At 72.0% G+C, this 20,780-nt stretch carries 17 protein-coding genes; 9 read left to right on the top strand and 8 right to left on the bottom strand.

Translation table 11 applies throughout. From position 1 onward, the window contains the following. Nucleotides 1-121: 121 nt before the first annotated feature. On the top strand, nt 122-1,948 hold the full coding sequence (locus ACIPJI_RS01290) for a glycoside hydrolase family 3 protein (protein ID WP_307706516.1): 1,827 nt from the start codon (nt 122-124) through the stop codon (nt 1,946-1,948). A 75-nt stretch (nt 1,949-2,023) separates the two neighbouring features. Here ACIPJI_RS01290 and ACIPJI_RS01285 read toward each other — a convergent pair whose 3' ends face one another. The 3 genes from ACIPJI_RS01285 to ACIPJI_RS01275 form a co-directional block, all read right to left on the bottom strand. Continuing rightward, nucleotides 2,024-3,457, bottom strand: coding sequence for a S28 family serine protease (locus ACIPJI_RS01285; protein WP_402243804.1), 1,434 nt, complete (start codon nt 3,455-3,457; stop codon nt 2,024-2,026). 100 nt (nt 3,458-3,557) lie between these two features. Then, on the bottom strand, nt 3,558-3,914 hold the full coding sequence (locus ACIPJI_RS01280; RefSeq protein WP_402244707.1) for a hypothetical protein: 357 nt from the start codon (nt 3,912-3,914) through the stop codon (nt 3,558-3,560). A gap of 349 nt (nt 3,915-4,263) precedes the next feature. Beyond that, complete coding sequence (locus ACIPJI_RS01275) at nt 4,264-8,025, bottom strand: ABC transporter ATP-binding protein (RefSeq protein WP_402243802.1); 3,762 nt, start codon at nt 8,023-8,025, stop codon at nt 4,264-4,266. Nucleotides 8,026-8,225: 200 nt separating this feature from the next. Here ACIPJI_RS01275 and ACIPJI_RS01270 point away from each other — a divergent pair, with 200 nt between their 5' ends. The 4 genes from ACIPJI_RS01270 to ACIPJI_RS01255 all read left to right on the top strand — a co-directional run bounded on the left by ACIPJI_RS01270 (nt 8,226) and on the right by ACIPJI_RS01255 (nt 10,300). Next, entirely contained in the window at nt 8,226-8,699 is a 474-nt protein-coding gene (locus tag ACIPJI_RS01270; protein WP_402243801.1) for a nuclear transport factor 2 family protein, read from the top strand. A gap of 45 nt (nt 8,700-8,744) precedes the next feature. Next, the gene (locus ACIPJI_RS01265; protein ID WP_402243800.1) at nt 8,745-9,104 is read left to right on the top strand and encodes a hypothetical protein; all 360 of its coding nucleotides are present in this window, start codon (nt 8,745-8,747) and stop codon (nt 9,102-9,104) included. 207 nt (nt 9,105-9,311) lie between these two features. Continuing rightward, nucleotides 9,312-9,731 carry a DUF4259 domain-containing protein gene (locus ACIPJI_RS01260; protein ID WP_402243798.1) on the top strand — a complete coding sequence of 140 codons (420 nt, stop codon included), beginning with the start codon at nt 9,312-9,314 and terminating at the stop codon, nt 9,729-9,731. A gap of 155 nt (nt 9,732-9,886) precedes the next feature. Beyond that, nucleotides 9,887-10,300: a YybH family protein gene (locus tag ACIPJI_RS01255; protein ID WP_402243796.1), complete on the top strand. Its 414-nt coding sequence runs from the start codon at nt 9,887-9,889 to the stop codon at nt 10,298-10,300. Between the two features lie 192 nt (nt 10,301-10,492). Here ACIPJI_RS01255 and ACIPJI_RS01250 read toward each other — a convergent pair whose 3' ends face one another. Both ACIPJI_RS01250 and ACIPJI_RS01245 read right to left on the bottom strand, forming a co-directional pair. After that, nucleotides 10,493-11,239, bottom strand: coding sequence for an ABC transporter permease (locus tag ACIPJI_RS01250; RefSeq protein WP_402243795.1), 747 nt, complete (start codon nt 11,237-11,239; stop codon nt 10,493-10,495). Between the two features lie 2 nt (nt 11,240-11,241). Beyond that, nucleotides 11,242-12,177: an ABC transporter ATP-binding protein gene (locus ACIPJI_RS01245; protein ID WP_402243794.1), complete on the bottom strand. Its 936-nt coding sequence runs from the start codon at nt 12,175-12,177 to the stop codon at nt 11,242-11,244. Between the two features lie 108 nt (nt 12,178-12,285). On the opposite strand from ACIPJI_RS01245, the gene ACIPJI_RS01240 reads away from it, so the two are divergent. Together ACIPJI_RS01240 and ACIPJI_RS01235 are read left to right on the top strand one after the other, a co-directional pair. After that, nucleotides 12,286-13,482, top strand: a complete 1,197-nt coding sequence (locus ACIPJI_RS01240; RefSeq protein ID WP_402243792.1) for a sensor histidine kinase — start codon at nt 12,286-12,288, stop codon at nt 13,480-13,482. Nucleotides 13,483-13,486: 4 nt separating this feature from the next. After that, nucleotides 13,487-14,137: a response regulator transcription factor gene (locus ACIPJI_RS01235; protein WP_307706528.1), complete on the top strand. Its 651-nt coding sequence runs from the start codon at nt 13,487-13,489 to the stop codon at nt 14,135-14,137. Nucleotides 14,138-14,340: 203 nt separating this feature from the next. On the opposite strand, the gene ACIPJI_RS01230 is transcribed toward ACIPJI_RS01235, so the two are convergent. From ACIPJI_RS01230 to ACIPJI_RS01220, 3 genes are all read right to left on the bottom strand, one after another. After that, the gene (locus ACIPJI_RS01230) at nt 14,341-16,023 is read right to left on the bottom strand and encodes a thiamine pyrophosphate-binding protein (protein ID WP_402243791.1); all 1,683 of its coding nucleotides are present in this window, start codon (nt 16,021-16,023) and stop codon (nt 14,341-14,343) included. Then, complete coding sequence (speB, locus tag ACIPJI_RS01225; protein ID WP_356623035.1) at nt 16,020-16,991, bottom strand: agmatinase; 972 nt, start codon at nt 16,989-16,991, stop codon at nt 16,020-16,022. The genes ACIPJI_RS01230 and speB overlap by 4 nt, the downstream gene beginning before the upstream one ends. 63 nt (nt 16,992-17,054) lie before the next feature. After that, nucleotides 17,055-18,533: a sodium:solute symporter gene (locus ACIPJI_RS01220; RefSeq protein ID WP_402243789.1), complete on the bottom strand. Its 1,479-nt coding sequence runs from the start codon at nt 18,531-18,533 to the stop codon at nt 17,055-17,057. A 180-nt stretch (nt 18,534-18,713) separates the two neighbouring features. Here ACIPJI_RS01220 and ACIPJI_RS01215 point away from each other — a divergent pair, with 180 nt between their 5' ends. Continuing rightward, nucleotides 18,714-20,135 (top strand): PucR family transcriptional regulator, encoded by a 1,422-nt coding sequence (locus ACIPJI_RS01215; RefSeq protein ID WP_356623038.1) that lies wholly within the window; start codon nt 18,714-18,716, stop codon nt 20,133-20,135. Nucleotides 20,136-20,239: 104 nt separating this feature from the next. Then, nucleotides 20,240-20,722 (top strand): hypothetical protein, encoded by a 483-nt coding sequence (locus tag ACIPJI_RS01210; RefSeq protein WP_356623039.1) that lies wholly within the window; start codon nt 20,240-20,242, stop codon nt 20,720-20,722. The last annotated feature ends 58 nt before the right edge of the window (nt 20,723-20,780 follow it).

The following is a 20,780-nucleotide window of genomic DNA, read 5'->3' as shown; positions in this document are numbered from 1 at the left end:
TGCGCGGGGCCTTGACCTGGCAGTTAGTTTCCGGATATCCGTGTCACCTTGGCAGTTTCCTTCAACTCCCCTTGTGCCACACCCATGTCGAGCATGTAGAGCAAGGCCGGAAGGAGCACCAGTGCACGACCGGAACCTCTCCAGACGCACTCTTCTCACCGCGACCGCCGTCGCCGCGGGCGCCGTCGCCACCACCGCGCTACCCGCCCTCGCGGCGCCCGCGGCCGTTTCCCGCGGCACCAAGGACCGGCTCACGCGGCTCATCTCGAGGATGAGCATCGAGGAGAAGGTCGGCCAGCTCTTCGTGATGCGGGTCTACGGGCACTCCGCCACCGACCCCGACCAGGCCGACATCGACCTCAACCTCGAAGAGATGGGCGTGCGCAACGCCGCCGAGCTCGTCGCCGAGTACCACGTCGGCGGCATCATCTACTTCGCATGGGCGCACAACACCCGCGACCCGCAGCAGATCGCCGGTCTGTCCAACGGCATCCAGCGGGCCGCGCTCGCCCAGCGGAACCCCGTACCGCTGCTGATCTCCACCGACCAGGAGCACGGCATCGTCGCCCGCGTCGGCAAGCCGGCGACCCTGATGCCGGGTGCGATGGCCCTCGGCGCCGGCGGGTCCGCGTCGGCCGCCCGCAAGGCGGCTCAGATCGCGGGCAGCGAGCTCGCCGCGATGGGCATCGTCCAGAACTACGCCCCCGTCGCCGACGTGAACGTCGACCCGGCCAACCCGGTCATCGGCGTGCGGTCCTTCGGCGCGGATCCGGCCGCGGTCGCCCGGATGGTCGCCGCGCAGGTCAAGGGCTACCAGAGCGCGGGCATCGCGGCGACGTCCAAGCACTTCCCCGGACACGGCGACACCACCGTCGACAGCCACACCGGCATCCCGGTGATCACCCACACCCGCCAGGAGTGGGAGGAGATCGACGCACCGCCGTTCAGGGCCGCCATCGCCGCCGGCATCGACTCGATCATGACGGCGCACATCCAGTTCCCGGCGCTGGACGCCAGCAACGACCCGGCGACGCTGTCCCGGCCCATCCTCACCGGCATCCTCCGCGAGGAGCTGGGCTACGACGGCGTGGTGGTCACGGACGCGCTCAACATGGAGGGCGTACGGGAGAAGTACGGCGACCACCGGGTGCCGGTGCTCGCATTGCTCGCGGGCGTGGACCAGCTGCTCAACCCGCCGGACCTGGCGGTCGCCTGGAACGGTGTGCTGGACGCCGTCAGGAGCGGCGAGATCACGGAGGCCCGGCTCGACGAATCGATCCTGCGGATCTTCCTGCTCAAGGAGAAGCTCGGCCTGTTCCGCGACCCGTTCGTCCCGCAGCGGGAGGTGGGGCGCACGGTGGGCACCCCGGCGCATCTCGCCGCCGCCGACCGGATCGCCGAGCGGACCACCACGCTGCTCACCAACCCGGACGGGCTGCTGCCGCTCAGCCGCCGCAGCCACCGCGAGGTCCTGGTCGTCGGCGCCGATCCGGCGTCCCCCAGCGGCACGACGGGCCCGCCGACGACCGTACTCGCCAACGCCTTCGGCGAGCTGGGCTTCACGGCCACCGCCCTGTCGACCGGCACCGCCCCCGGCAGCGCGAAGATCACGGAGGCGGTCGCCGCGGCACAGGGCAAGGACGTGGTCGTCGTCGGCACGTACAACGTCTCCGCGACCAGCTCCCAGCGCACCCTCGTGGCCCGGCTGGTGGCGACCGGCGTGCCGGTGGTCGCGCTCGCCATCCGCAATCCGTACGACATCGCCAGGCTCGACGGGGTCGCGGCCGCCCTCGCGGCCTACTCGTGGACCGATGTCGAACTGCGGGCCGCGGTACGTGTGATCGCGGGCCACGCGGACCCGCGGGGCCGTCTCCCGGTGCCGGTGCAGCGGGCCGACGACCCGTCACAGGTGCTGTTCCCGATCGGCCACGGGCTGTCGTACCGGTAGCCGCCGACCGCAAGTGAAGGGGCCGTGCCCGCAGCCGGAGAAAGCTGCGGACACGGCCCCTGCGCCGCTGCCCGGTTACGGGCGCAGCATCGGCTCGCGCTCCAGGTCGCGCTTGTCGAGCTTCGCGTCGGCCTTCGCCAGCGGCCTGGCCTTCGCCGGGTCCTCCTGGACCGCGGCCGGGGCGACGCCCGCCCAGCGCAGGATCGCGGCCGTGGCCTTTGCCCGCTCGTCCGCCACCAGACCGGCGACGTTCGCGCCATGGTTGGCGCCCGGCGCGGTGTAGACGTGGCTGTCGCGGGTCCCCTTGCCGACCCGGAACGGCTCGGCGCCCCACGGGTCGTTCTCGCCGTAGACGAACATCATCCGGTCGGCGTTGTGCCGTACCCAGGTGTCGACGTCCTTCATCACCCACGGCTTGAAACGCATGGAGATGTCACGCGGCACGAAGTTCCGCGGCGGCTGGTAGCCGTAGCGGCTCAGGCCGTTCAGGTGCGGCTGCGTGATGTCGGGGGAACCGAGCTCGGTGCCCGCCTGGTAGTAGTACGGCGTGTAGGTGGCGAGCACCTGGTCGGCGTAGAAGGAGAAACCGGAGATGGCGTCGACGGTGTCGAAGATCTCCTGGTCGGACGCGGTGGCCGCGGCCGGGATCGCCTCGCAGTCGGACACGTGGCTGTACTGCCAGAACGCCCACACGAAGTCGAGGACGACGGCCTCGTACGCCTTGTCCAGGCTGCCGACGGTGTCGAACGTGTAGCCGCCGCCCGCGGCGTACTTCTCGTAGATCGCCTCGAGCGGCTCCCGGCGCACCAGGGCCTCGCGCTGGACCGCGTTCAGCTTGTCGCGGCACTCCTTCGTACCGACGTTCTCGAGGAACCGGTCGTACGCCCGGTCCTCGTTGTTCACGACGTCGTTGGGCGCGACGTACGCGACGACACCGTCCATGTCGTCCGGGTAGTGACGCTCGTAGTAGGTGGCGGTCATGCCGCCCTTGGAACCGCCCGTGGAGAGCCAGTTCCTGTCGTAGATCTTCTTCAGCGCCTTGAACACCCGGTGCTGGTCGCTCGCGGCCTGCCAGATGTCCAGCTTGGACCAGTCGGCGGGCGCGGGACGCGACGGCGTGAAGAAGCGGTACTCCAGGGAGACCTGGTTACCGTCGATGATCGCCGTCGGCTCGCTGCGGCGCGGCGTCGTGGAGACGTTGTAGCCGGAGGTGAAGAAGACGGTGGGGCGGTTGGTGTCCTTGTGCAGCAAGGTGATCCGCTGCTTGAACGTGCCGCGCCACGGGTGCCGGTGGTCGACCGGCTGTGTGTAGTTGAGGACGAAGAAACGGTAACCCGGGTACGGCTTCTCCTCGATGAGACTCATTCCCGGGACCGAGAGAATCCGGTCCTTGATGTCCGTGCCGGTCGCCGGCTCTGCGGCGGTGGCCGCACCAGCCGTCACGCCGGCCGCGCTGACGGTGCCTATGAGCACCACGAGCGACAGCAGCCATCTGAGCGCCTTGCGCATTCACCCTCCCCTGAGATCTCCCCTTGAGATCAAGCGGTCGCGGTGAACCTAGCGGTGTCAACACGGGCCCCGCCAGACCCGGTTGAGCCTTACCGGCGCATCAGCACAGAATCCACCTGGTGGAACGCGAGGTCCCTGAGACCGAACCGGTGGCGCGTACGCAGCGGTTGAGGGCGTGCACGGTGACGGGCCCGGCCTGCCGGGTGAACATCCCGCTGTCCGTGTCCGCACGCCCGCCCCGGGGCTGGAGGGAGACCGACATGGACCGGCGGACGCCGGGGCGCTTGGCGACGGTCACGGCGCAGGCGTAGTCGCCGCGTTCGTAGACGCGCAGTTCACCGGTCGAGAAGGTGACGGTCTTCGCCAGCCGGCCCGGGCAGGGCGCCGCCGCGTCGGCCTGCTGGACGCCCGGGTCGGCGACGGTGAACGCCGCGACCGCCGCGACCACGGCGAGCACCCGCCCTGTGACGCGGCCCGGCCGTCCCCTGCCCCTGCTCCCCGCCCCACCGAACACGTTTACTCCCCACTGCCACCGCTCCGTACTTGCGTACGACGCGCGGGGCCGGGGATCGGTTGCGCCCGTTACAGGCCGCTACCGCCTGTTACCGCCGGGTGCCCGACGGTGGCTGCCGCTCCGGCGGTCGAACGGCGGTGCTGACGCTCCTGCCGCTCATGCCGGTGAAGCGGGGGAACGCGCGGACCGGGACCGGGCGGTGACTGGCCGGGCGCGCGGACGGGCCGGACCGGGCGACGCCCGCGGGCCGGCCGGACCCGCGGGCGCACCGACTCCGGCCGGGCCCGTGGCGTCACACCGTCGCGGGCTCGTCCTCCCCTATGTCCTCCGTGCCCTCGCCGACGAACGTGCGCCACAGGGCGGCGTAGCGTCCGTCCAGGGCGAGCAGTTCGTCGTGGGTGCCGTCCTCCGCGACACGGCCGTGGTCCATCACGACCACGCGGTCCGCGCGGGCGGCGGTGGTGAGCCGGTGGGCGACGACAAGGGTCGTACGCCGGCCGGTCAACCGGTCCGTCGCCTGGTTCACCTGCGCCTCCGTCGCCAGGTCCAGCGCGGCCGTCGCCTCGTCGAGCAACAGCACGTCCGGGTCGACGAGTTCGGCGCGGGCCAGGGCGATCAGCTGGCGCTGTCCCGCGGAGAGGTTGCGGCCCCGCTCCGAGACCTCGTGGAGGTAGCCGCCGTCGAGCGTGGCGATCATGTCGTGCGCGCCGACCGCCCGTGCGGCCGCCTCCACCTCGGCGTCGCTGGCACCGGGGCGGCCGTAGGCGATGGCGTCACGGACGGTGCCGGAGAAGAGGTACGCCTCCTGCGGGACGACGCCGAGACGGTGCCGGTACGCGGTCAGGTCCAGCTCGCGCACGTCCTTGCCGTCGACGGTGACACGGCCGCTCGTCGGGTCGTAGAACCGGGCCACGAGCTTGACCAGCGTCGACTTTCCGGCGCCCGTCTCGCCCACGAAGGCGACGGTCTGCCCGGCCGGAATGCGCAGATCGACGCCGGTGAGGGCCTCCTCCTCGTCCCCGTAGGCGAACGACACGTCCTCGAAGCCGATGTCGCCGCGCAGTGCCCGCACCGGGTGCGGCTCGGCCGGCGTGAGCGTCGAGGCCGGCTCACTCAGCAGTTCCTGCACGCGGCGCAGTGACACGGCCGCCTGCTGGTAGCCGTCGAAGACCTGCGAGAGCTGCTGCACGGGCGCGAAGAACAGATCGATGTAGAGCAGGTAGGCGACCAGCGCGCCCGTCGTCAGGGTGCCCGCCTCGATCCGGCCCGCGCCCACGATCAGGACGGCGGCAGTGGCCACCGACGCCAGCAGCTGCACGAACGGGAAGTAGATCGAGATCAGCCACTGGCCGCGCACCCGGGCCTGGCGGTAGCTGTCGCTGCGGGCCGCGAAGCTCTCCCGGCCGGTGCGCTCCCGGCGGAACGCCTGCACGATCCGCAGACCCGAGACGGACTCCTGGAGGTCGGCGTTGACGACGCTGATGCGTTCACGGGCGAGCTCGTACGCCTTGACGCTCTGCTTGCGGAAGAAGTACGTGCCGACGATCAGGACGGGCAACGTCGCGAAGACCACCAGGGCGAGTTCCACGTCGATGACGACGAGGGCGACCATGATCCCGAAGAAGGTGACGACCGAGACGAAGGCGGTGACCAGGCCCGTCTGCAGGAACGTGGACAGCGCGTCCACGTCCGTCGTCATCCGCGTCATGATGCGGCCGGTCAGCTCACGCTCGTAGTAGTCGAGACCGAGCCGCTGGAGCTGCGCGAAGATCTTCAGGCGGAGCGAGTACAGCACCCGCTCACCGGTGCGGCCCGTCATCCGGGTCTCGCCGATCTGCGCCGCCCACTGCACCAGCACGGTCGCCAGCGCGAGCAGGGAGGCCGCCCACACGGCGCCGAGCGCCACCTGCTCCACACCCTCGTCGATGCCGTGCCGGATCAGGATCGGCAGCAGCAGGCCCATGCCGGCGTCGACGGCGACCAGCCCGAGGCTGACCAGCAGCGGCAGGCCGAACCCGCTCAGCACGGCCCGCAGCCTGCCGCCCTCGCCGGCGGTCGCGCCGGCCGGCTCCGGGCGGGTGGCCCGCGCCTCGTCGATGTCGGGGGTGTCGGTGGCCGGGGGCAGCGCCTCGACCTGGGCCAGCAGCTCGGGCGTCGCGCCCGGCTCCTCCTTCGCCTCCTCCGCGTTCTCGTCCCGCGCCCACAGCCGTGGCGTGATGCCGCGCTCCACGTCGAACTCGGCGTCGAGCTCGTCGCGTACGGTCCGGTCCTCGGCCGGTTCGGGGGCGGCCTGCCGGACGATGTGGCCGGGCGAGACGCCGCCCAGCTCGTCCGGGTCGGTCAGCAGCCGCCGGTACAGCGCGCAGCGCTGCTCCAGCTCCTGGTGCGTGCCGATGTCGGCGAGCCGGCCGCCGTCGAGCACGGCGATGCGATCGGCGAGGTTCAGGGTGGAGCGGCGGTGGGCGATCAGCAGCGTCGTACGCCCGGCCATGACGTGCTTGAGCGCTTCGTGGATCTCGTGCTCGACACGGGCGTCGACGGCCGAGGTGGCGTCGTCGAGGAGCAGCAGCCGGGGATCGGTGAGGATGGCGCGGGCGAGCGCGATGCGCTGGCGCTGGCCGCCGGAGAGGGTGAGGCCGTGCTCGCCGACCTTGGTGTCGTAGCCCTCGGGGAGCTCGGCGATGAAACGGTCGGCCTGGGCGGCGCGGGCCGCCTTCTCGATCTCCTCCTGGGTGGCTTCCGGGTGCCCGTACGCGATGTTGGCCCGGACGCTGTCCGAGAAGAGGAAGCTGTCCTCCGGTACGAGGCCGATGGCCGCCCGCAGCGAGTCGAACGTCAGCTCACGCACATCGTGGCCGCCGACCAGTACGGCGCCGCGGGTGGCGTCGTAGAAGCGGGGAAGCAGCAGCGAGACGGTGGACTTGCCACTGCCGGAGGCGCCGACGACCGCCACGGTCTCGCCGGCGGCGATCTCCAGCGAGAACCCGTCGAGGACCGGCTTGCCCTCCGCGTACTCGAAGCTCACGTCGTCGAACTCGACGGTGGCCGGGGCGTCGGCCGGCAGTTCCTTCGTGCCGTCCTTGATGCCCGGCTGCGTGTCGATCAGGTCGAAGACCCGCTCCACACCGGCCCTGGCCTGCTGGGCGACGGTCAGCACCATGGCCAGCATCCGCACCGGGCCGACGAGCTGCGCGAGATAGGCGGAGAAGGCGACGAACGTACCGAGCGTGATGTCGCCCTTCGTGGCCAGCCAGCCGCCCAGCGCCAGCATCGCGACCTGTCCGAGGGCCGGGACGGACTGCAGCGCGGGCGTGTACTTCGAGTTCAGCCGGATGGTGCGCATCCGCCCCGCGAAGAGCTTCCTGCTCACCTCGCGCAGCTTCTGCGTCTCCTGCTCCTCCTGCCCGAAGCCCTTCACGACGCGCACACCGCTGACCGCCCCGTCGACCACCCCGGCGACGGCCGCGGCCTGGCTCTGCGCGTACCAGGTGGCCGGGTGCAGCCGGGTGCGGCTGCGCTTGGCGATGACCCACAGGGCCGGCGCGACGGCGAGCGCGATCAGGGTCAGCGGCAGGGACAGCCACGCCATGACGACGAGGGAGATGCCGAACAGGACGAAGTTCCCGATGGTCATCGGGAGCATGAAGAGCAGCCCCTGGATCAGCTGCAGGTCGCTGGTGGCCCGCCCGACGACCTGCCCGGTGGACAGCTCGTCCTGCCGCCGCCCGTCGAGCCGGGTGATCGTCCCGTACATGTCGGTGCGCAGGTCGTGCTGCACATCGAGGGCGAGCCGCCCGCCGTAGTAGCGCCGGATGTACGTCATCACGTACACGGCGAGGGCGGCGGCGATCAGCAGCCCGGTCCAGGTGTGCAGCGAGCGTGTCTGCGCCGTGATCACATCGTCGATGACGACCTTGATGATCAGCGGTACGAGCGCCATGACGGCCATGCCGCCCAGCGACGAGCCGAGAGCGAGTACGACGTTGAGCCGGTAACGCCATGCGTACCCGGACAACCGCCGTGCCCACCCCTGCGCTGCTGGTGCCGCCGCCACGTGATGCCTCCCCGTCGATACCGCTGCGGGCCCGCCCGACCTGATCCTCGGATCCGATCGCGGGCCTGATCTTCCGGAAGGCACCAACGCGGCGGCCCGCGGATTTCATCCCTCCGCGACCCGTCGGCGCCAAAGACCGGTCCAGGGTCCTAGGACCGGCGCTTGACCTCAAGCGCGCTTGACGTAACAGGCTCGCCGGCATGGACACCGACATCGACATCGAACAGATGCGGCGCGAGCTGCGCGCCCTGGCCGACCGGGCCGAGATCGCGGATCTGCTGGACCGGTATCTGCGGTCCCTGGACGAGGGGCCGCTCGACGAGGAGTGGGCCCGCGCCTTCCACACCGAGGACGTCACCGCCGAGCTGCCCGTCGGCACGGTCCGCGGGCGGGACGCCCTGCTGGCGACCGTCCGGCGGGCGATGGCCCTCTTCGAGAGGACCGTGCACCTGGGGAGCAACACGGTCATCGCGCTCGACGGCGACCGCGCCACGGCCCGCGGCGCCCAGCTCAGCACGCATGTCCTGGCGGACGGCTCCGAGGAGGTCTTCGTCTCCGCCGGTCACACGGAGTCCGAGCTCGTCAGAACCCCGGCCGGCTGGCGCATCTCGGCGACCGCCCTGCGTGTGGCGTGGACACGGGGTACGCCGCCCGACGTCGAGTCCCAGGGCTGAGGGCACCGGCAGGCGGGTGTCGGTGGCGGGCGCTACCGTCCGGGCATGACGATCAGGCCCTCGGCCGCTTGGCGGGCGGAAGCAGCGCAGTACGCCGACACGGGCACGCCCTACACCCCACAGTTGCTCGCCGCGACGGACGCCGCCCTCGGCGCCTACGAGGCGGAAGTGGCCGGTCTCGACAGCGCGGCCGGCGACGAGGAGGTGCTCGCGGCGGTGCGGCGGGGCGTCCTCGCCCTGAACGCCGTCGACGCCGAGCACGGCGCCTACTGCACGATCGAGCGTGAGGATCTGTGCGAGTACATCGACGCCGTCCTTGCCGAGCGCGGCGTGGACGTCGCCGCACTGGCCGGCCGCAACGGGATGGACGGTGACGACATCGCGGGCGAATGGCGGGACTGGTGAGCCGGCACGGCACCTGTCACGCATGCCGGTGGGCGTGAGCAATACGCGCAGACAGTGCGCCGGGGCCGATTGTCAGTGGCCCCTGCCACGATGTCGGTGCGTCACCAAGAGCGGACGGCCGAGACGTCATCAACAGACGGACGGCCTGTCGGAGGACGGACAGGACCACCGGCCGGACAACCGGCCGACGGCACGACGGGGGACACCATGGGCACCTGGGACATCGGGCACTTCGACAACGACACAGCGGCGGACTTCTCCGGCACGCTGGACGACGCGGCCGAGAGCGAGCGTCCTGGCATCTTGCGCGAGGCGCTGCTGCGCGTCGTCGGGACCGACGATTACCTGGACAGCGACGAGGCGGTCGAAGCGGTGGCCGCCGCGGCGCTGGTCGCCGCGCAGTGTCCCGGCGGGGAGGCGGTGACCACGCCCTACGGCCCGGACGAGCCCGTCCCCGAGCTGCCCGCCGACCTGCGGATGCTCGCGGTCGAGGCACTTGACCGGACGCTCAAGAAGCCCTCGGAGCTGATGGAGCTCTGGGACGAGACCGATGCCGGTCCTGCGTGGCGGGCGGGCATAGCCGGGCTGCGGAAGGTGCTGGCGGAGGCCGGCCCTCCCCAGGGCTGACGGGTCACAAGGATGACGGGTCCCAAGGCTGACGGGCGGCCCGCGCGCCGTGGCTCGTGAGGTGCGCCGTGCCGCGCGGGGGCCGATGAATCGGGCCTTGTTCGGGAGTCTGTCCTGGTGCAGGTCCGTACACCAGGCACAAGGAGTGAACCGTCATGGCCGATGACGAAGCAGAGATCCGGAGCCTGATCGAGCGGTGGGCCGAAGCCGTTCACCGAGGTGACCTGCCGGAAGTGCTGGCGGACCACGCGGACGACATCGTGATGTTCGACGTGCCGCCGCCGCATGACGGTGTCCGGGGTCTCGACGCCTACCGCGAGACATGGCCGCCGTTCTTCGAGTGGCAGGCACAGGGTGCCTCGTTCGAGATCGTGTCGCTCGACGTCACCGCCGGCGGGGACGCCGCCTTCGCGTACGCGCTGCTGCGCTGCGGCACGCCCAAGGAGCTGGCGGAGCATCCCGAGAACCGCCTGCGGCTGACGGTCGGGCTGCGTAAGGAGAAGGGACGCTGGGTCGTCGCCCACGAGCACCATTCGTTCGCGGACACGACCACCAGCAGTGGCACGTGAGGGGCGTTCCGCCGCTGCGGCGGGAAGCGGCGGGTGGTCACGTACGCAGCCACCACACACAGCCTGCGCGCGGTGAGGGACGGCTCGTCAGTGCCCCGGGCGGACCGTCAGTGCCGGGCGGGCTGTCCAGACACTGACGGTCCCCGGTCCCTCCGGCGGCCGGGTGGGCGGGTGCGGCCGCCGCGACCGGCCTCAGGCGTCCCGTCGAGTAAGCCGCCGGCCGCCCACCCACAGCGCCGCCGCCACCCAGAGCACCAGGACTCCCGTCCCCGTCCATGGGTTCAGTGGGCCGTCCGGCTGCTGGAGCAGGATCTGCTGGCCCGCGCGGTCCGGGAGGAAGTCGACCCAGCTGCCCCCCTGCGAAACGTCCCCGAGCACGAACGAGAGCATCAGCAGGAACGGGATCAGAATGCCCATGACCGCCGGCGCGCTGCGCAGCGCCGCCGCGAGTCCGGCTGCGAACAGAGTGATCAGCGCCAGGTAGAGCCCGCATCCCACCACGGCCCGCAACGCGCCGGGCGAGCCTATGCTCACGCCCCGGTCGCCCAGGGCCGCCTGTCCCAGGACGAAACACGTCGTGCTGGTGACCAGACCGACGGCGAGTGCCAGCAGGCCCACGACCGTGAGCTTGGCCGCGAAGAACACGCGCCGGCGGGGGACGGCGGCCAGCGAGACGCGGATGGCTCCGGCCCGGTACTCGCCGGCGACGGCGATCGAGCCGAAGCAGATCGCCGCTATCTGGCCGAAGTTGAGGCCGAAGAACGAGGCGCGGACGGGGTCGAACCCTCCTTCGGCGACCTCTTCGGCGCCGACTGTCGCGCACATCAGGACCGAGAAGCCGGTCGTGGCCACGAAGACGGCGGCGAGCGTGAGGCACTGGGAGCGCACGGACCGGATCTTCAGCCACTCGGAGTGCAGTGCGGGGACGACGGACGACATGGTCAGGCCTCCTGGGCAGCAGTGGCGGGCCGGGCGGTCGTGTACTCGGCCTCGTCGGCCGTGAGAGCGAGGTACGCGTGCTCCAGCGAGGGCTCCTCGCCGGCCAGTTCGAGAATCGGAATGCCTTCCTCGGCGGCGAGCGGCCCGATGTCCTCGACCCGGGCACCCTCGACGGTCCACCGGCCGTCTTCACTCTCTGCCGGGTGAAGGCCCCTGCCTCGGAGGACTGCACGCAGCCGGTCCCCGTCGGTGGTGCGCAGCCGGACCCGTGGTGTCGTCCATGCGTCGATGAACTCCCGCATACCGGTGTCGGCGAGCAGCCGGCCCCTGCCGAGCACCACCAAGTGGTCGGCGAACGAGGCCGTCTCGCTCATCAGATGGCTGGAGACAAGGACGGCCCTGCCCTCGGCGGCCAGCTCCCGCACGAGCTGCCGGATCCAGATGATGCCCTCGGGGTCCAGCCCGTTCGACGGCTCGTCGAGCATCAGCACCGCCGGGTCGCCGAGCAGGGCCGCCGCTATGCCGAGCCGCTGGCGCATGCCGAGCGAGTACGTCCTGATCCGCCGGCCCGCGGCACTCGCGATGCCCGCCTGTTCCAGCACGTCGTCCACGCGCCGCTCGGGTATCCGCGCCGCCGCGGCGAGGATGCGCAGATGGTCCCGGCCCGTGCGGGAGCCCATCGCTGCCTGCGCGTCGAGCAGGGCGCCCACCTGGCGCAGCGGTTCGTCGATCTCCGCGTACGGGCGTCCGCCGATGGTGGCCGTGCCCGACGTGGGCCGGTCCAGGCCGAGGACGAGGCGCATGGTCGTCGACTTCCCGGCACCGTTCGGGCCGAGGAAGCCGGTGACCTTGCCGGGACGGACACTGAACGTGAGCCCGTCCACGGCGCGCCTGCCGCCGTACTCCTTCGTGAGTTGTGAGACGTCGATGCTGGTCATGACATCAGCCTCGCCGCCGGGCCGGGCCGGCTGCCTCCCCCGCCGGAGGAGACCGCCTCCCCCGTGAGGGGGAGCCGTCGCGGCCGGTGCCGCTGGCACGATGACGGAATGCTCCACGTGCTCCGCTTTCTGCGCCCGCTGACCCGCAGGATCACCCGCCGTGTCACCTACACCCGCTGGCTGCACCTGCTCATCGGCACGGTCGTCATGGGCGTGTGGCTGTTCATCGACACGACGCGGTTGTACGTGCCTGTGCTGGCGCTCGGTCTGCTCGGGCTCGTCCCGGCGATGCGGCTCGTCGAAGGGTTGCAGGCCCGCCTCCTGCTGACTCCGTACGGATACAAGGACGACACTTCCGGTATCGCCGTCACCTCCTCGACCACCTGGTCCGACCGTTGGAGGACGGCTCTGTGGCTGGAGATACGTCTCGGTCTCGGTCTGCTCACGGGCAGGCTGACGGTGCACCTGCTCGGCATGTCGGTCGACCTGGCTCTGCTCGCCGGCGGTGGCCGGCCCGATTCCGGCTCACTCGTGCCGCTGCCCGACCACGGCCATTGGTGGTACGCGCTGCTGGTGCCTCTGCCGGCCGCGGTCCTGCTCGTCGCGGTCGTCGGGCTCGGAGAGCTGACCACAGCCATCGCCGTGCGCCTGCTCGGCGCCTCCGCGTCGGAGCGGCTCACGGCGCTGGAGGAGCGCACCGAACAGTTGCTGGAGCGGAACCGCATCGCCCGGGAGTTGCACGACTCGATCGGCCACGCGCTGACCGTGGCCGTGGTGCAGGCGGGCGCGGCGCGGGCCACAGGGGACAAGGAGTTCACCGAGCGGGCGCTGGCGGCGATCGAGGAGACGGGCCGCGCGGCGCTGGACGACCTGGAGCGTGTGCTGGACGTGCTCCGCGAATCGGGGCAGCCGGTCGGCAGCCGCCCCACACTCGCGGACGCCGACCGGTTGCTGGAGTCGGCGCGTGCGTCGGGCGCGGAGGTGCGGGCCGAGGTGACGGGTCCGCTGACGCTCGTACCGGGGCCGGTGTCCCGGGAGGGGTACCGCATAGTCCAGGAAGCGTTGACGAACGTGCTGCGGCACGCGGGCCCGGTGCCGACGCGGGTTCGGATCGCCGTCGCCGAGGGCCGGCTCGACCTGGAGGTCGTCAACGCGCTGACCGGCCCGGTCACTCCCGCCGCTCGCGGCAGTGGACTGCGCGGTATACGGGAGCGCGCGGCGCTGCTCGGCGGAAAGGCCACGAGCGGTCCGCACGAGGGCAGTTGGAGGGTGAAGGTGGGGCTACCGCTCGACGGCCTACGCTGAACGGGTGCCGATCACCGTGCTGCTTGTCGACGACGAACCTCTCGTACGGGCGGGGCTTCGTGCCGTGCTGGAGGCCCAGCCGGACATCCAGGTGGCCGGCGAGGCCGCCGACGGGGCCGCGGTGATCCCGCTGGTGCGGCAACTGCGGCCGGACGTGGTGGCGATGGACGTGCGGATGCCGTTGATGGACGGCATCGAGGCGACCCGTGCCGTGCTGCGCACGGTCGACGACCCACCGAAGATCCTGGTGGTCACGACCTTCGAGAACGACGAGTACGTGTACGAGGCGCTGCGCGCGGGCGCCGACGGTTTTCTGCTCAAGCGGGCACGCCCGGCGGAGATCGTGCACGCGGTGCGGCTGGTCGCCGAGGGAGAGTCGCTGCTGTTCCCCGCAGCCGTACGGTCGCTGGCCGCCGAGTACGGCAACTCGGCGGCGCGCACGGCAATGGAGCGGGCCGCGCTCACCGAGCGTGAGGCGGCCGTCCTGCGGCTGATGGCGCGCGGGCTCTCCAACGCGGAGATCGCGGCGCAGTTGTTCGTCGGCACGGAGACCGTGAAGACCCATGTCAGCGCGGTGCTGGCCAAACTGGGCGCGAGGGACAGGACGCAAGCGGTCATCGCCGCCTACGAGTCGGGCTTCGTCGCACCGGCCTGACCCGATCCCGCCGCCCTGCCGCCACCGCCACGGCCCCCAGCGCCACAGCCTCCGGGTCGCCGGCCTCCAGGTCGCCGGCGCCCCCGGTGCGCCGGCGGCGACGGCCGTCACAGGCGCCATCGCCGCGGCCTCGTAGCCGCCGCAGGCGCGCGGACGACACCGGCGCCTCCGGCGCGGCCGTCACCCGCCCGGGGCCCCGGCCGTCACAGGTGCGTCGGGGCGAACATGCGCAGCAGTGCCGGGAGGACGACGACCGACGGGCCCGGCCTGGCGAAGGCCTTCGCCAAGTCCTCCGACAGGGACTCCGGGCTCGTGCGGACGGCGGGGACGCCGAAGGACTCCGCCAGCGCCACGAAGTCCGGGCGGGCCAGCTCGGTCGCGGTGGCCTCGCCGAACGCGTCCGTCATGTACTCGCGCAGGATGCCGTAGCCGCCGTCGTCGACGATCAGCCACGTGACCGGCAGGCCGTACTGGCGGGCGGTGGCGAGTTCCGCGACGGAGTACATCGCGCCGCCGTCGCCGGACACGGCGAGGACGGGCCGGGACGGGTCGGCGGCGGCCGCGCCGAGGGCGGCGGGGAAGCCGTAGCCGAGGCCGCCGGCGCCCTGGGCCGAGTGCATCGTGTTGGGCTTGCGGGCGTCGAAGGCCGACCAGGCCCAGTAGGCCAGGATCGTCATGTCCCAGAAGCTGGGCGACTCGTCGGGCAGCGCCTCACGCACGGAGGCGAGGGTCCGCTGCTCCAGGGTGAGTTCCTGGGAGTCGATCCGGGCCCGGACCGCCGCGAGGACGTCCCGCACGGACGTGGCGGCCGAGGGGTCCTCGCGTTCGGAGACCGTCTCCAGCAGGGCGGACAGCGCGAGGCGCGCGTCCGCGTGGATGCCGAGCGCCGGGTGGTTGGACTCCAGCTTGCCGAGGTCGGCCTCGATCTGGATCACCCGGCCGCGCGGCGCGAACGTGTGGTAGTTCGAGGAGAGTTCGCCGAGGCCGGAGCCGACGACGAGCAGCACGTCCGCCGACTCCAGGAAGTCGGTGGTGTGACGGTCCTCCAGCCAGGACTGGAGGGAGAGCGGGTGCTCCCAGGGGAAGGCGCCCTTGCCGCCGAAGGTGGTGACGACCGGCGCGTCGAGCTTCTCGGCGAGCGCGAGCAGCTTGCCGGAGGCGTCGGAGCGTACGACTCCGCCGCCGGCGATGATCGCCGGCCGGGCGGCGTTCGACAGCAGGTCGGCGGCGACAGCCGTCAGTTCGGGCCGCGGCACGACGTCGTCGGGTGTGGCGTCCATGGCGGTGACGACCGGGAGGGTGGTTCCGGCGAGGAGGACGTCCTGCGGGATCTCGACCCACACGGGTCCGTGCGGAGCGGTCAGCGCCGACTCCCAGGCGGCCGCGATCGCCGACGGGATCTGGGAGGCCGTGCGCACCACGTGCACGGACTTGACGATGTCCCGGAACGACGCCTGCTGGTCACGCAGTTCGTGCAGATAACCGTGGCGGCCGCCGCCGAGCCCGGCGGAGGGCACCTGGCTGCCGATCGCCAGCACGGGCGCCGACGCCGCGGCCGCCTCCTGGAGCGCGGCCAGGGACATCAGCGCACCGGGGCCGGTCGACAGCAGCAGCGGTGCCGCCTCGCCGGTGACGCGGCCGTACGCGTCGGCGGCGAAGCCCGCGTTGTTCTCCACGCGCAGGCCGACGTACCGCAGGGACGAGCGGCGCAGCGCGTCGAACATGCCGAGTGCGTGCTGGCCGGGCAGGCCGAAGACCGTCGTCGCGCCGAGCCCGGAGAGGGTCTCGACGACGAGGTCGCCGCCGTTGCGGCCGGCCGGCGGGTTCAGCGCAGCCTCGGTCTGGGCCGCGGTGGGGCGCAGCACCAGGTCGTGGTCGTGGGTCACTGCGTCTTCCTCGCGTCGGCGATCTGCCGGGACATGATCGTGGTCAGCTCGTACGCGGTGTGCGACGCGGCGACGGAGGTGATCTCGGCGTGGTCGTAGGCCGGCGCCACCTCGACGACGTCGGCGGAGACGAGGTTGCAGGACGCGAGCCCGCGCAGGATCTCGAGGAGTTCGCGGGAGGTCATGCCGCCGGCCTCGGGGGTGCCGGTGCCGGGTGCGTGCGCCGGGTCGAGGCAGTCGATGTCGATGGAGATGTACAGCGGGCGGTCCCCGATGCGCTGCCGCAGCTGGTCGGCGACCTCGTCGGCGCCCCGGCGGTAGACGTCGGCGGAGGTGACGATGCCGAAGCCCATCTTCTCGTCGTCGGTGAGGTCCTGCTTGCCGTACAGCGGGCCGCGGGTGCCGACGTGGGACAGGGCGGAGGTGTCGAGGATGCCCTCCTCGACGGCGCGGCGGAACGGGGTGCCGTGGGTGTACTCGGCGCCGAAGTAGGTGTCCCAGGTGTCGAGGTGCGCGTCGAAGTGGAGCAGCGCGACCGGACCGTGCTTCTTGGCGACGGAACGCAGCAGCGGCAGCGCGATGGTGTGGTCGCCGCCGAGCGTCATCATCCGGGCGCCGGTTCCGAGCAGGTCGTCGGCGGCGGCCTCGATGGTGTCGACGGCCTCGTTGATGTTGAACGGGTTGGCCGCGATGTCACCCGCGTCCGCGACCTGGGCGAGCGCGAAGGGCGAGGCGTCCTGGGCCGGGTTGTACGGGCGCAGGAGCCTCGACGCCTCGCGGATGGCGTTGCCGCCGAAGCGCGCACCGGGCCGGTAGGAGACCCCGGAGTCGAAGGGGACGCCGACCACGGCGACGTCGGCACGGCCGACCTCGTCGAGCCGGGGCAGCCGGGCGAACGTGGCGGGTCCGGCGTACCGCGGGATGCGGGAGGAGTCGACGGGGCCGCGCGGCTGCTCGTTGCTGCTCATGTGACATGCCTTCCTTCTTGCGCTTCGTTGCGCATTAAGCCGTTTCAGGGCGTTTGTACGACTTTAACTGTGGACCGGCGCGGTCTCGGCGGGCGGGGCCTCCGGCTCGGCCTCGTCGCCGCCCCGGCCGGCCAGCCGCTCACGCCAGTTGGCGAGCACGGCCGGGTCGGTGGGCCGGGTGGCCAGGCTGACGGCCACGTACGCGGCGAGAGAGGCGAGCAGGCCGTAGTAGACGGGCTGGTTGGCAAGGATGCCGTACGCCGCCATGAGGCCGATGACCGAGAGACCGCCGACGGTCACCGCGGCGAGCGCGCCCTGCACGGTGCCGCGCTTCCACAGCAGGCCGCCGAGGATGGGCACCAGCAGGCCGCCGACGAGCAGGTTGTAGGCGACGGTGAGGGCCTGGACGACGTCGTTGAGGGCGATGGCGATGAGGATGACTCCGACGCCCATGATCAGGATGAAGGCGCGGTTGCCCTTGACCTCGTCGTGCCCACCCTCCGCCTTGGCGGTGAGGCCGCGCAGCCGGGACCAGATGTCGTTGTTGGCGACGGTGGCGCAGGCGATGAGCGCGCCGGAGGAGGTGGACATGACGGCGGCGAGCGCGGCGGCCAGCACCAGGCCCCGGACCCCCATCGGCAGCTCGTCCTTGACGATGGTGGCGAAGGCGTCGTCCGCGCTGGGCAGCTTCGGGTACATCACCTTGGCGGCCGTGCCGATGACGGCGCCGGCGAGGGCGTAGGCGAGGCAGTACGTACCGGCGACGGTGCCGCCCCACTTGGCGACCTTGTCGGTGCGGGCGGTGAAGACCCGCTGCCAGATGTCCTGGCCGATGAGCATGCCGAAGGTGTAGATCAGGACGTACGTGAAGATCGTCTCGCCGCCGATGCCGAGGGGCTCGAAGTACGCGGTCGGCAGCGCCGCCTTCATCTCGGCGAAGCCGCCCGCCTTGACGACGGCGATGGGCAGGAGCAGAAGCAGCACACCGATGGTCTTCACCACGAACTGCACCATGTCGGTGATCGTGATGGACCACATGCCGCCGAGGGTCGAGTAGGCGACGACGATCGTGCCGCCGAGGACGATCGCGGCGGTCCGGGGCAGGTCGAAGAGGACGTCGAAGATCGTGGCGTAGGCGATGGTCGAGGTGACGGCCAGCATCAGGGTGTACGCCCACATGACGACGCCCGAGATCACGCCGGCCTTGCCGCCGTAGCGCAGGTCGAGCATCTCGGAGACGGTGTAGACCTTGAGCCGGGCGATCCGCGCGGAGAAGAAGACGGACAGGGCGAGAAGGCCGAGGCCGATGGTGAAGACCATCCAGGCGCCCGAGAGTCCGTACTTGTAGCCGAGTCCGACGCCGCCGATGGTCGACGCGCCGCCGAGCACGATCGCGGCCATGGTGCCCGAGTACATCCAGGGGCCGAGGCGGCGGCCCGCGACCAGGAACTCGCTCTTGGACTTGGCGCGGCGCATGCCCCACCAGCCCATCGCCAGCATGCTGGCCAGGTACAGGACGATGACTGCGTAGTCGACGGCCATGGGCCCTCCTCTGCTCACCTCAGTGGCGTGTCGTGCGGGGAAAGTGCCAGGGCCGATCGCGGGGACATCCGCCCGTACCCGCTGCCGCTGGATGGCATGACAGTAGGTGGCCGGAAAGCGACGCTGAAGTGTACGTTTCATCCATCGTTCCCACGATGGATGTACGAAGGGTCCACCGCCATGTCCGCTCAGGAGCCCGCATCCACGCCCCCGGCGCCGGCCGTCCCGCTCGCCGCCCTGCTCGCCCGCCGGGACCTCGGTCTGCGACTGCTCGCGGGCCCCGAGGACGCCGCCCTCCACTGGGTGCACACCTCCGAGATGGCGGACCCCTATCCGTACCTCCTCGGCGGTGAACTGCTGATGACGGCGGGCGTGCAGCTCAGCGACCCGTCGCGGTATGTGGAACGCGTGGTCGAGGCGGGCGCGGCGGCACTCGGCTTCGGCGTGGCTCCGGTGTACGACACCGTCCCCGCGGAGCTCGTCGAGGCGTGCACACGCCACGGCCTGCCGCTGGTCGAGGTGCCGCCGCAGACGCCGTTCACGGCGGTTGCCCGGGCGCTGTGGCGACTGATGGCCCAGGCCCGCCTCCAGGAATTGCGGCGGGTGACCGAGGCACAGCAGTCGCTGGCGACGGCGGCGGCCCGGCCGGCCCCTGTCCCGGCGGTGCTCGGCGCGCTGGCCTCGCGGCTCGGCGGACGCGCGGTGCTGTTCGCTCCGGACGGTACGGAGTCGGCGGCGGCGGGCCGGCCGATCCCCGAGGCGGCGAGCCGTGCGCTCGCGGATCTGGCGGGAGTCGTGGGACCGCGCCCGGGCGGACCGGCGACGGCGAGCGGGGACGGCGGGGGACTGCGGCTCGCCGCGTACGCGCTCGGCGGCGGCGACGGCGACGGCCTCACGCTCGGAGTCGCGTCCGAGCACCACGAGCCGGGGAACCACCCGATCGCCGGGGTGGCCGTCGTCCTGCTCTCGCTGCTCACGGCCCCGCGACGAGGGGCGGATTCCGCGGTACGCGACGCGGCCCTTGTCCGGCTGCTCCTCGGTGAGGCCCCGGCCGAGGTGGCGCGCTCGCTGGACCCGGGCCCCTGGACGGTGGTCCACGCCCAGGGCGGCGACGGGACCCCGTTCGCGGCTGCCGCGCTGGCGGCGACGCTGGGCACCTCCCTGGTCGAGACGCCCGACGGCACGACGGTACGGCTGCTGCTGCCCGCGAGCACGGCCGTCGCGGCCCAGCCGGGCTGGACGCTCGGAGTCAGCGCCCCGGCCGAGGCGCGGGACCTCGCCGTCGCCGACACGCACGCGGCACGCGCCGTACGCCGTGCGCTCACGACGGGCAAGCCTCTGGTGCGCCACCGCGAGTCCGGCCCGCTCACCCCCGACGAGGCCCGCGCGCGTCTGGCCCCGCTCGCCGACTCCCCCGCGCTCGTCGAAACGCTGCGGACGTGGCTCTCCCTGCACGGCAGTTGGGACCGCACCGCCGCCGCCATGGACATCCACCGCAACACCGTCCGCCAGCGCATCGGCCGCTGCGCGACTCTGCTGGACGCCGACCTGGACGACGTGGACGTCCGGATGGAGCTGTGGTTCGCGCTGCGCCAGGGGTAGGTGGTCCGACGTCCACGGTTCCGTGACAAGCCCACGACCGGCGCGGCCGAAAGCTGTCGCCACGCACCGATCCCCTTGCTCCTCAGGTGTGTTGGAATTCCCGCATGGTCACTCCTGCTGACGGAACCAGGGTCGCGGACCCGGACGGGCCGGCGCGCCGCCTGCGCGCCGAGGTCGAGCGGTTACGGGACGAGGCGGCGCACCAGAAGGGACTCGCCCACCGCCGGGCCGAGTTCTGGACCAAGGCCCATATCGCCCTGGGCTTCCCGGCCGCCCTCCTCGCCGGCACCGCCGGAGCCGCCGGCCTGGCCACGGCCGACGCCCGCATCCCCGCCGCCCTGCTCGCCCTGGCCTCCGCCGGCTTCGCGGCCGGGGCGGGCTTCCTCCGCAGCGACGTCCGCTGCCGTGCCAACAAGCGCGCCCGGCACGCCTGGGCGGCCCTGGAAGGCCGCGCCAGGGTGAAACTGGCACGCGAGCACCTGTCCCCGGAGGACCTCGCCGAACTCCTCGACCACCGCCAGGCGGCGCTCTCGGCCTACGACGCGGAGGACCCCCAACCAGGCCCGCCGCCTGCCCTGCCTGGCTGATCCCACCTCTGTCCCCGGCTCAGGCCGCGTGCCAGGTGCTGCTGGTGACGTCCGTCGG

Origin of the sequence: Streptomyces sp. NPDC086835 (assembly GCF_044745705.1) — a bacterium.
Lineage (GTDB): Bacteria > Actinomycetota > Actinomycetes > Streptomycetales > Streptomycetaceae > Streptomyces.
Note: the sequence above shows the minus strand (reverse complement) of the source record. Positions and strands in the feature narration are given on the sequence as shown.

Bases quoted from the DNA above. Each gene is read 5' to 3' on its own strand.
- ACIPJI_RS01285 (WP_402243804.1), bottom strand. From the start codon at position 3,457: ATGCGCAAGGCGCTCAGATGGCTGCTGTCGCTCGTGGTGCTCATAGGC.
- ACIPJI_RS01270 (WP_402243801.1), top strand. From the start codon at position 8,226: ATGGACACCGACATCGACATCGAACAGATGCGGCGCGAGCTGCGCGCC.
- ACIPJI_RS01265 (WP_402243800.1), top strand. From the start codon at position 8,745: ATGACGATCAGGCCCTCGGCCGCTTGGCGGGCGGAAGCAGCGCAGTAC.
- ACIPJI_RS01260 (WP_402243798.1), top strand. From the start codon at position 9,312: ATGGGCACCTGGGACATCGGGCACTTCGACAACGACACAGCGGCGGAC.
- ACIPJI_RS01255 (WP_402243796.1), top strand. From the start codon at position 9,887: ATGGCCGATGACGAAGCAGAGATCCGGAGCCTGATCGAGCGGTGGGCC.
- ACIPJI_RS01250 (WP_402243795.1), bottom strand. From the start codon at position 11,239: ATGTCGTCCGTCGTCCCCGCACTGCACTCCGAGTGGCTGAAGATCCGG.
- ACIPJI_RS01245 (WP_402243794.1), bottom strand. From the start codon at position 12,177: ATGACCAGCATCGACGTCTCACAACTCACGAAGGAGTACGGCGGCAGG.
- ACIPJI_RS01240 (WP_402243792.1), top strand. From the start codon at position 12,286: ATGCTCCACGTGCTCCGCTTTCTGCGCCCGCTGACCCGCAGGATCACC.
- speB (WP_356623035.1), bottom strand. From the start codon at position 16,991: ATGAGCAGCAACGAGCAGCCGCGCGGCCCCGTCGACTCCTCCCGCATC.
- ACIPJI_RS01220 (WP_402243789.1), bottom strand. From the start codon at position 18,533: ATGGCCGTCGACTACGCAGTCATCGTCCTGTACCTGGCCAGCATGCTG.
- ACIPJI_RS01215 (WP_356623038.1), top strand. From the start codon at position 18,714: ATGTCCGCTCAGGAGCCCGCATCCACGCCCCCGGCGCCGGCCGTCCCG.
- ACIPJI_RS01210 (WP_356623039.1), top strand. From the start codon at position 20,240: ATGGTCACTCCTGCTGACGGAACCAGGGTCGCGGACCCGGACGGGCCG.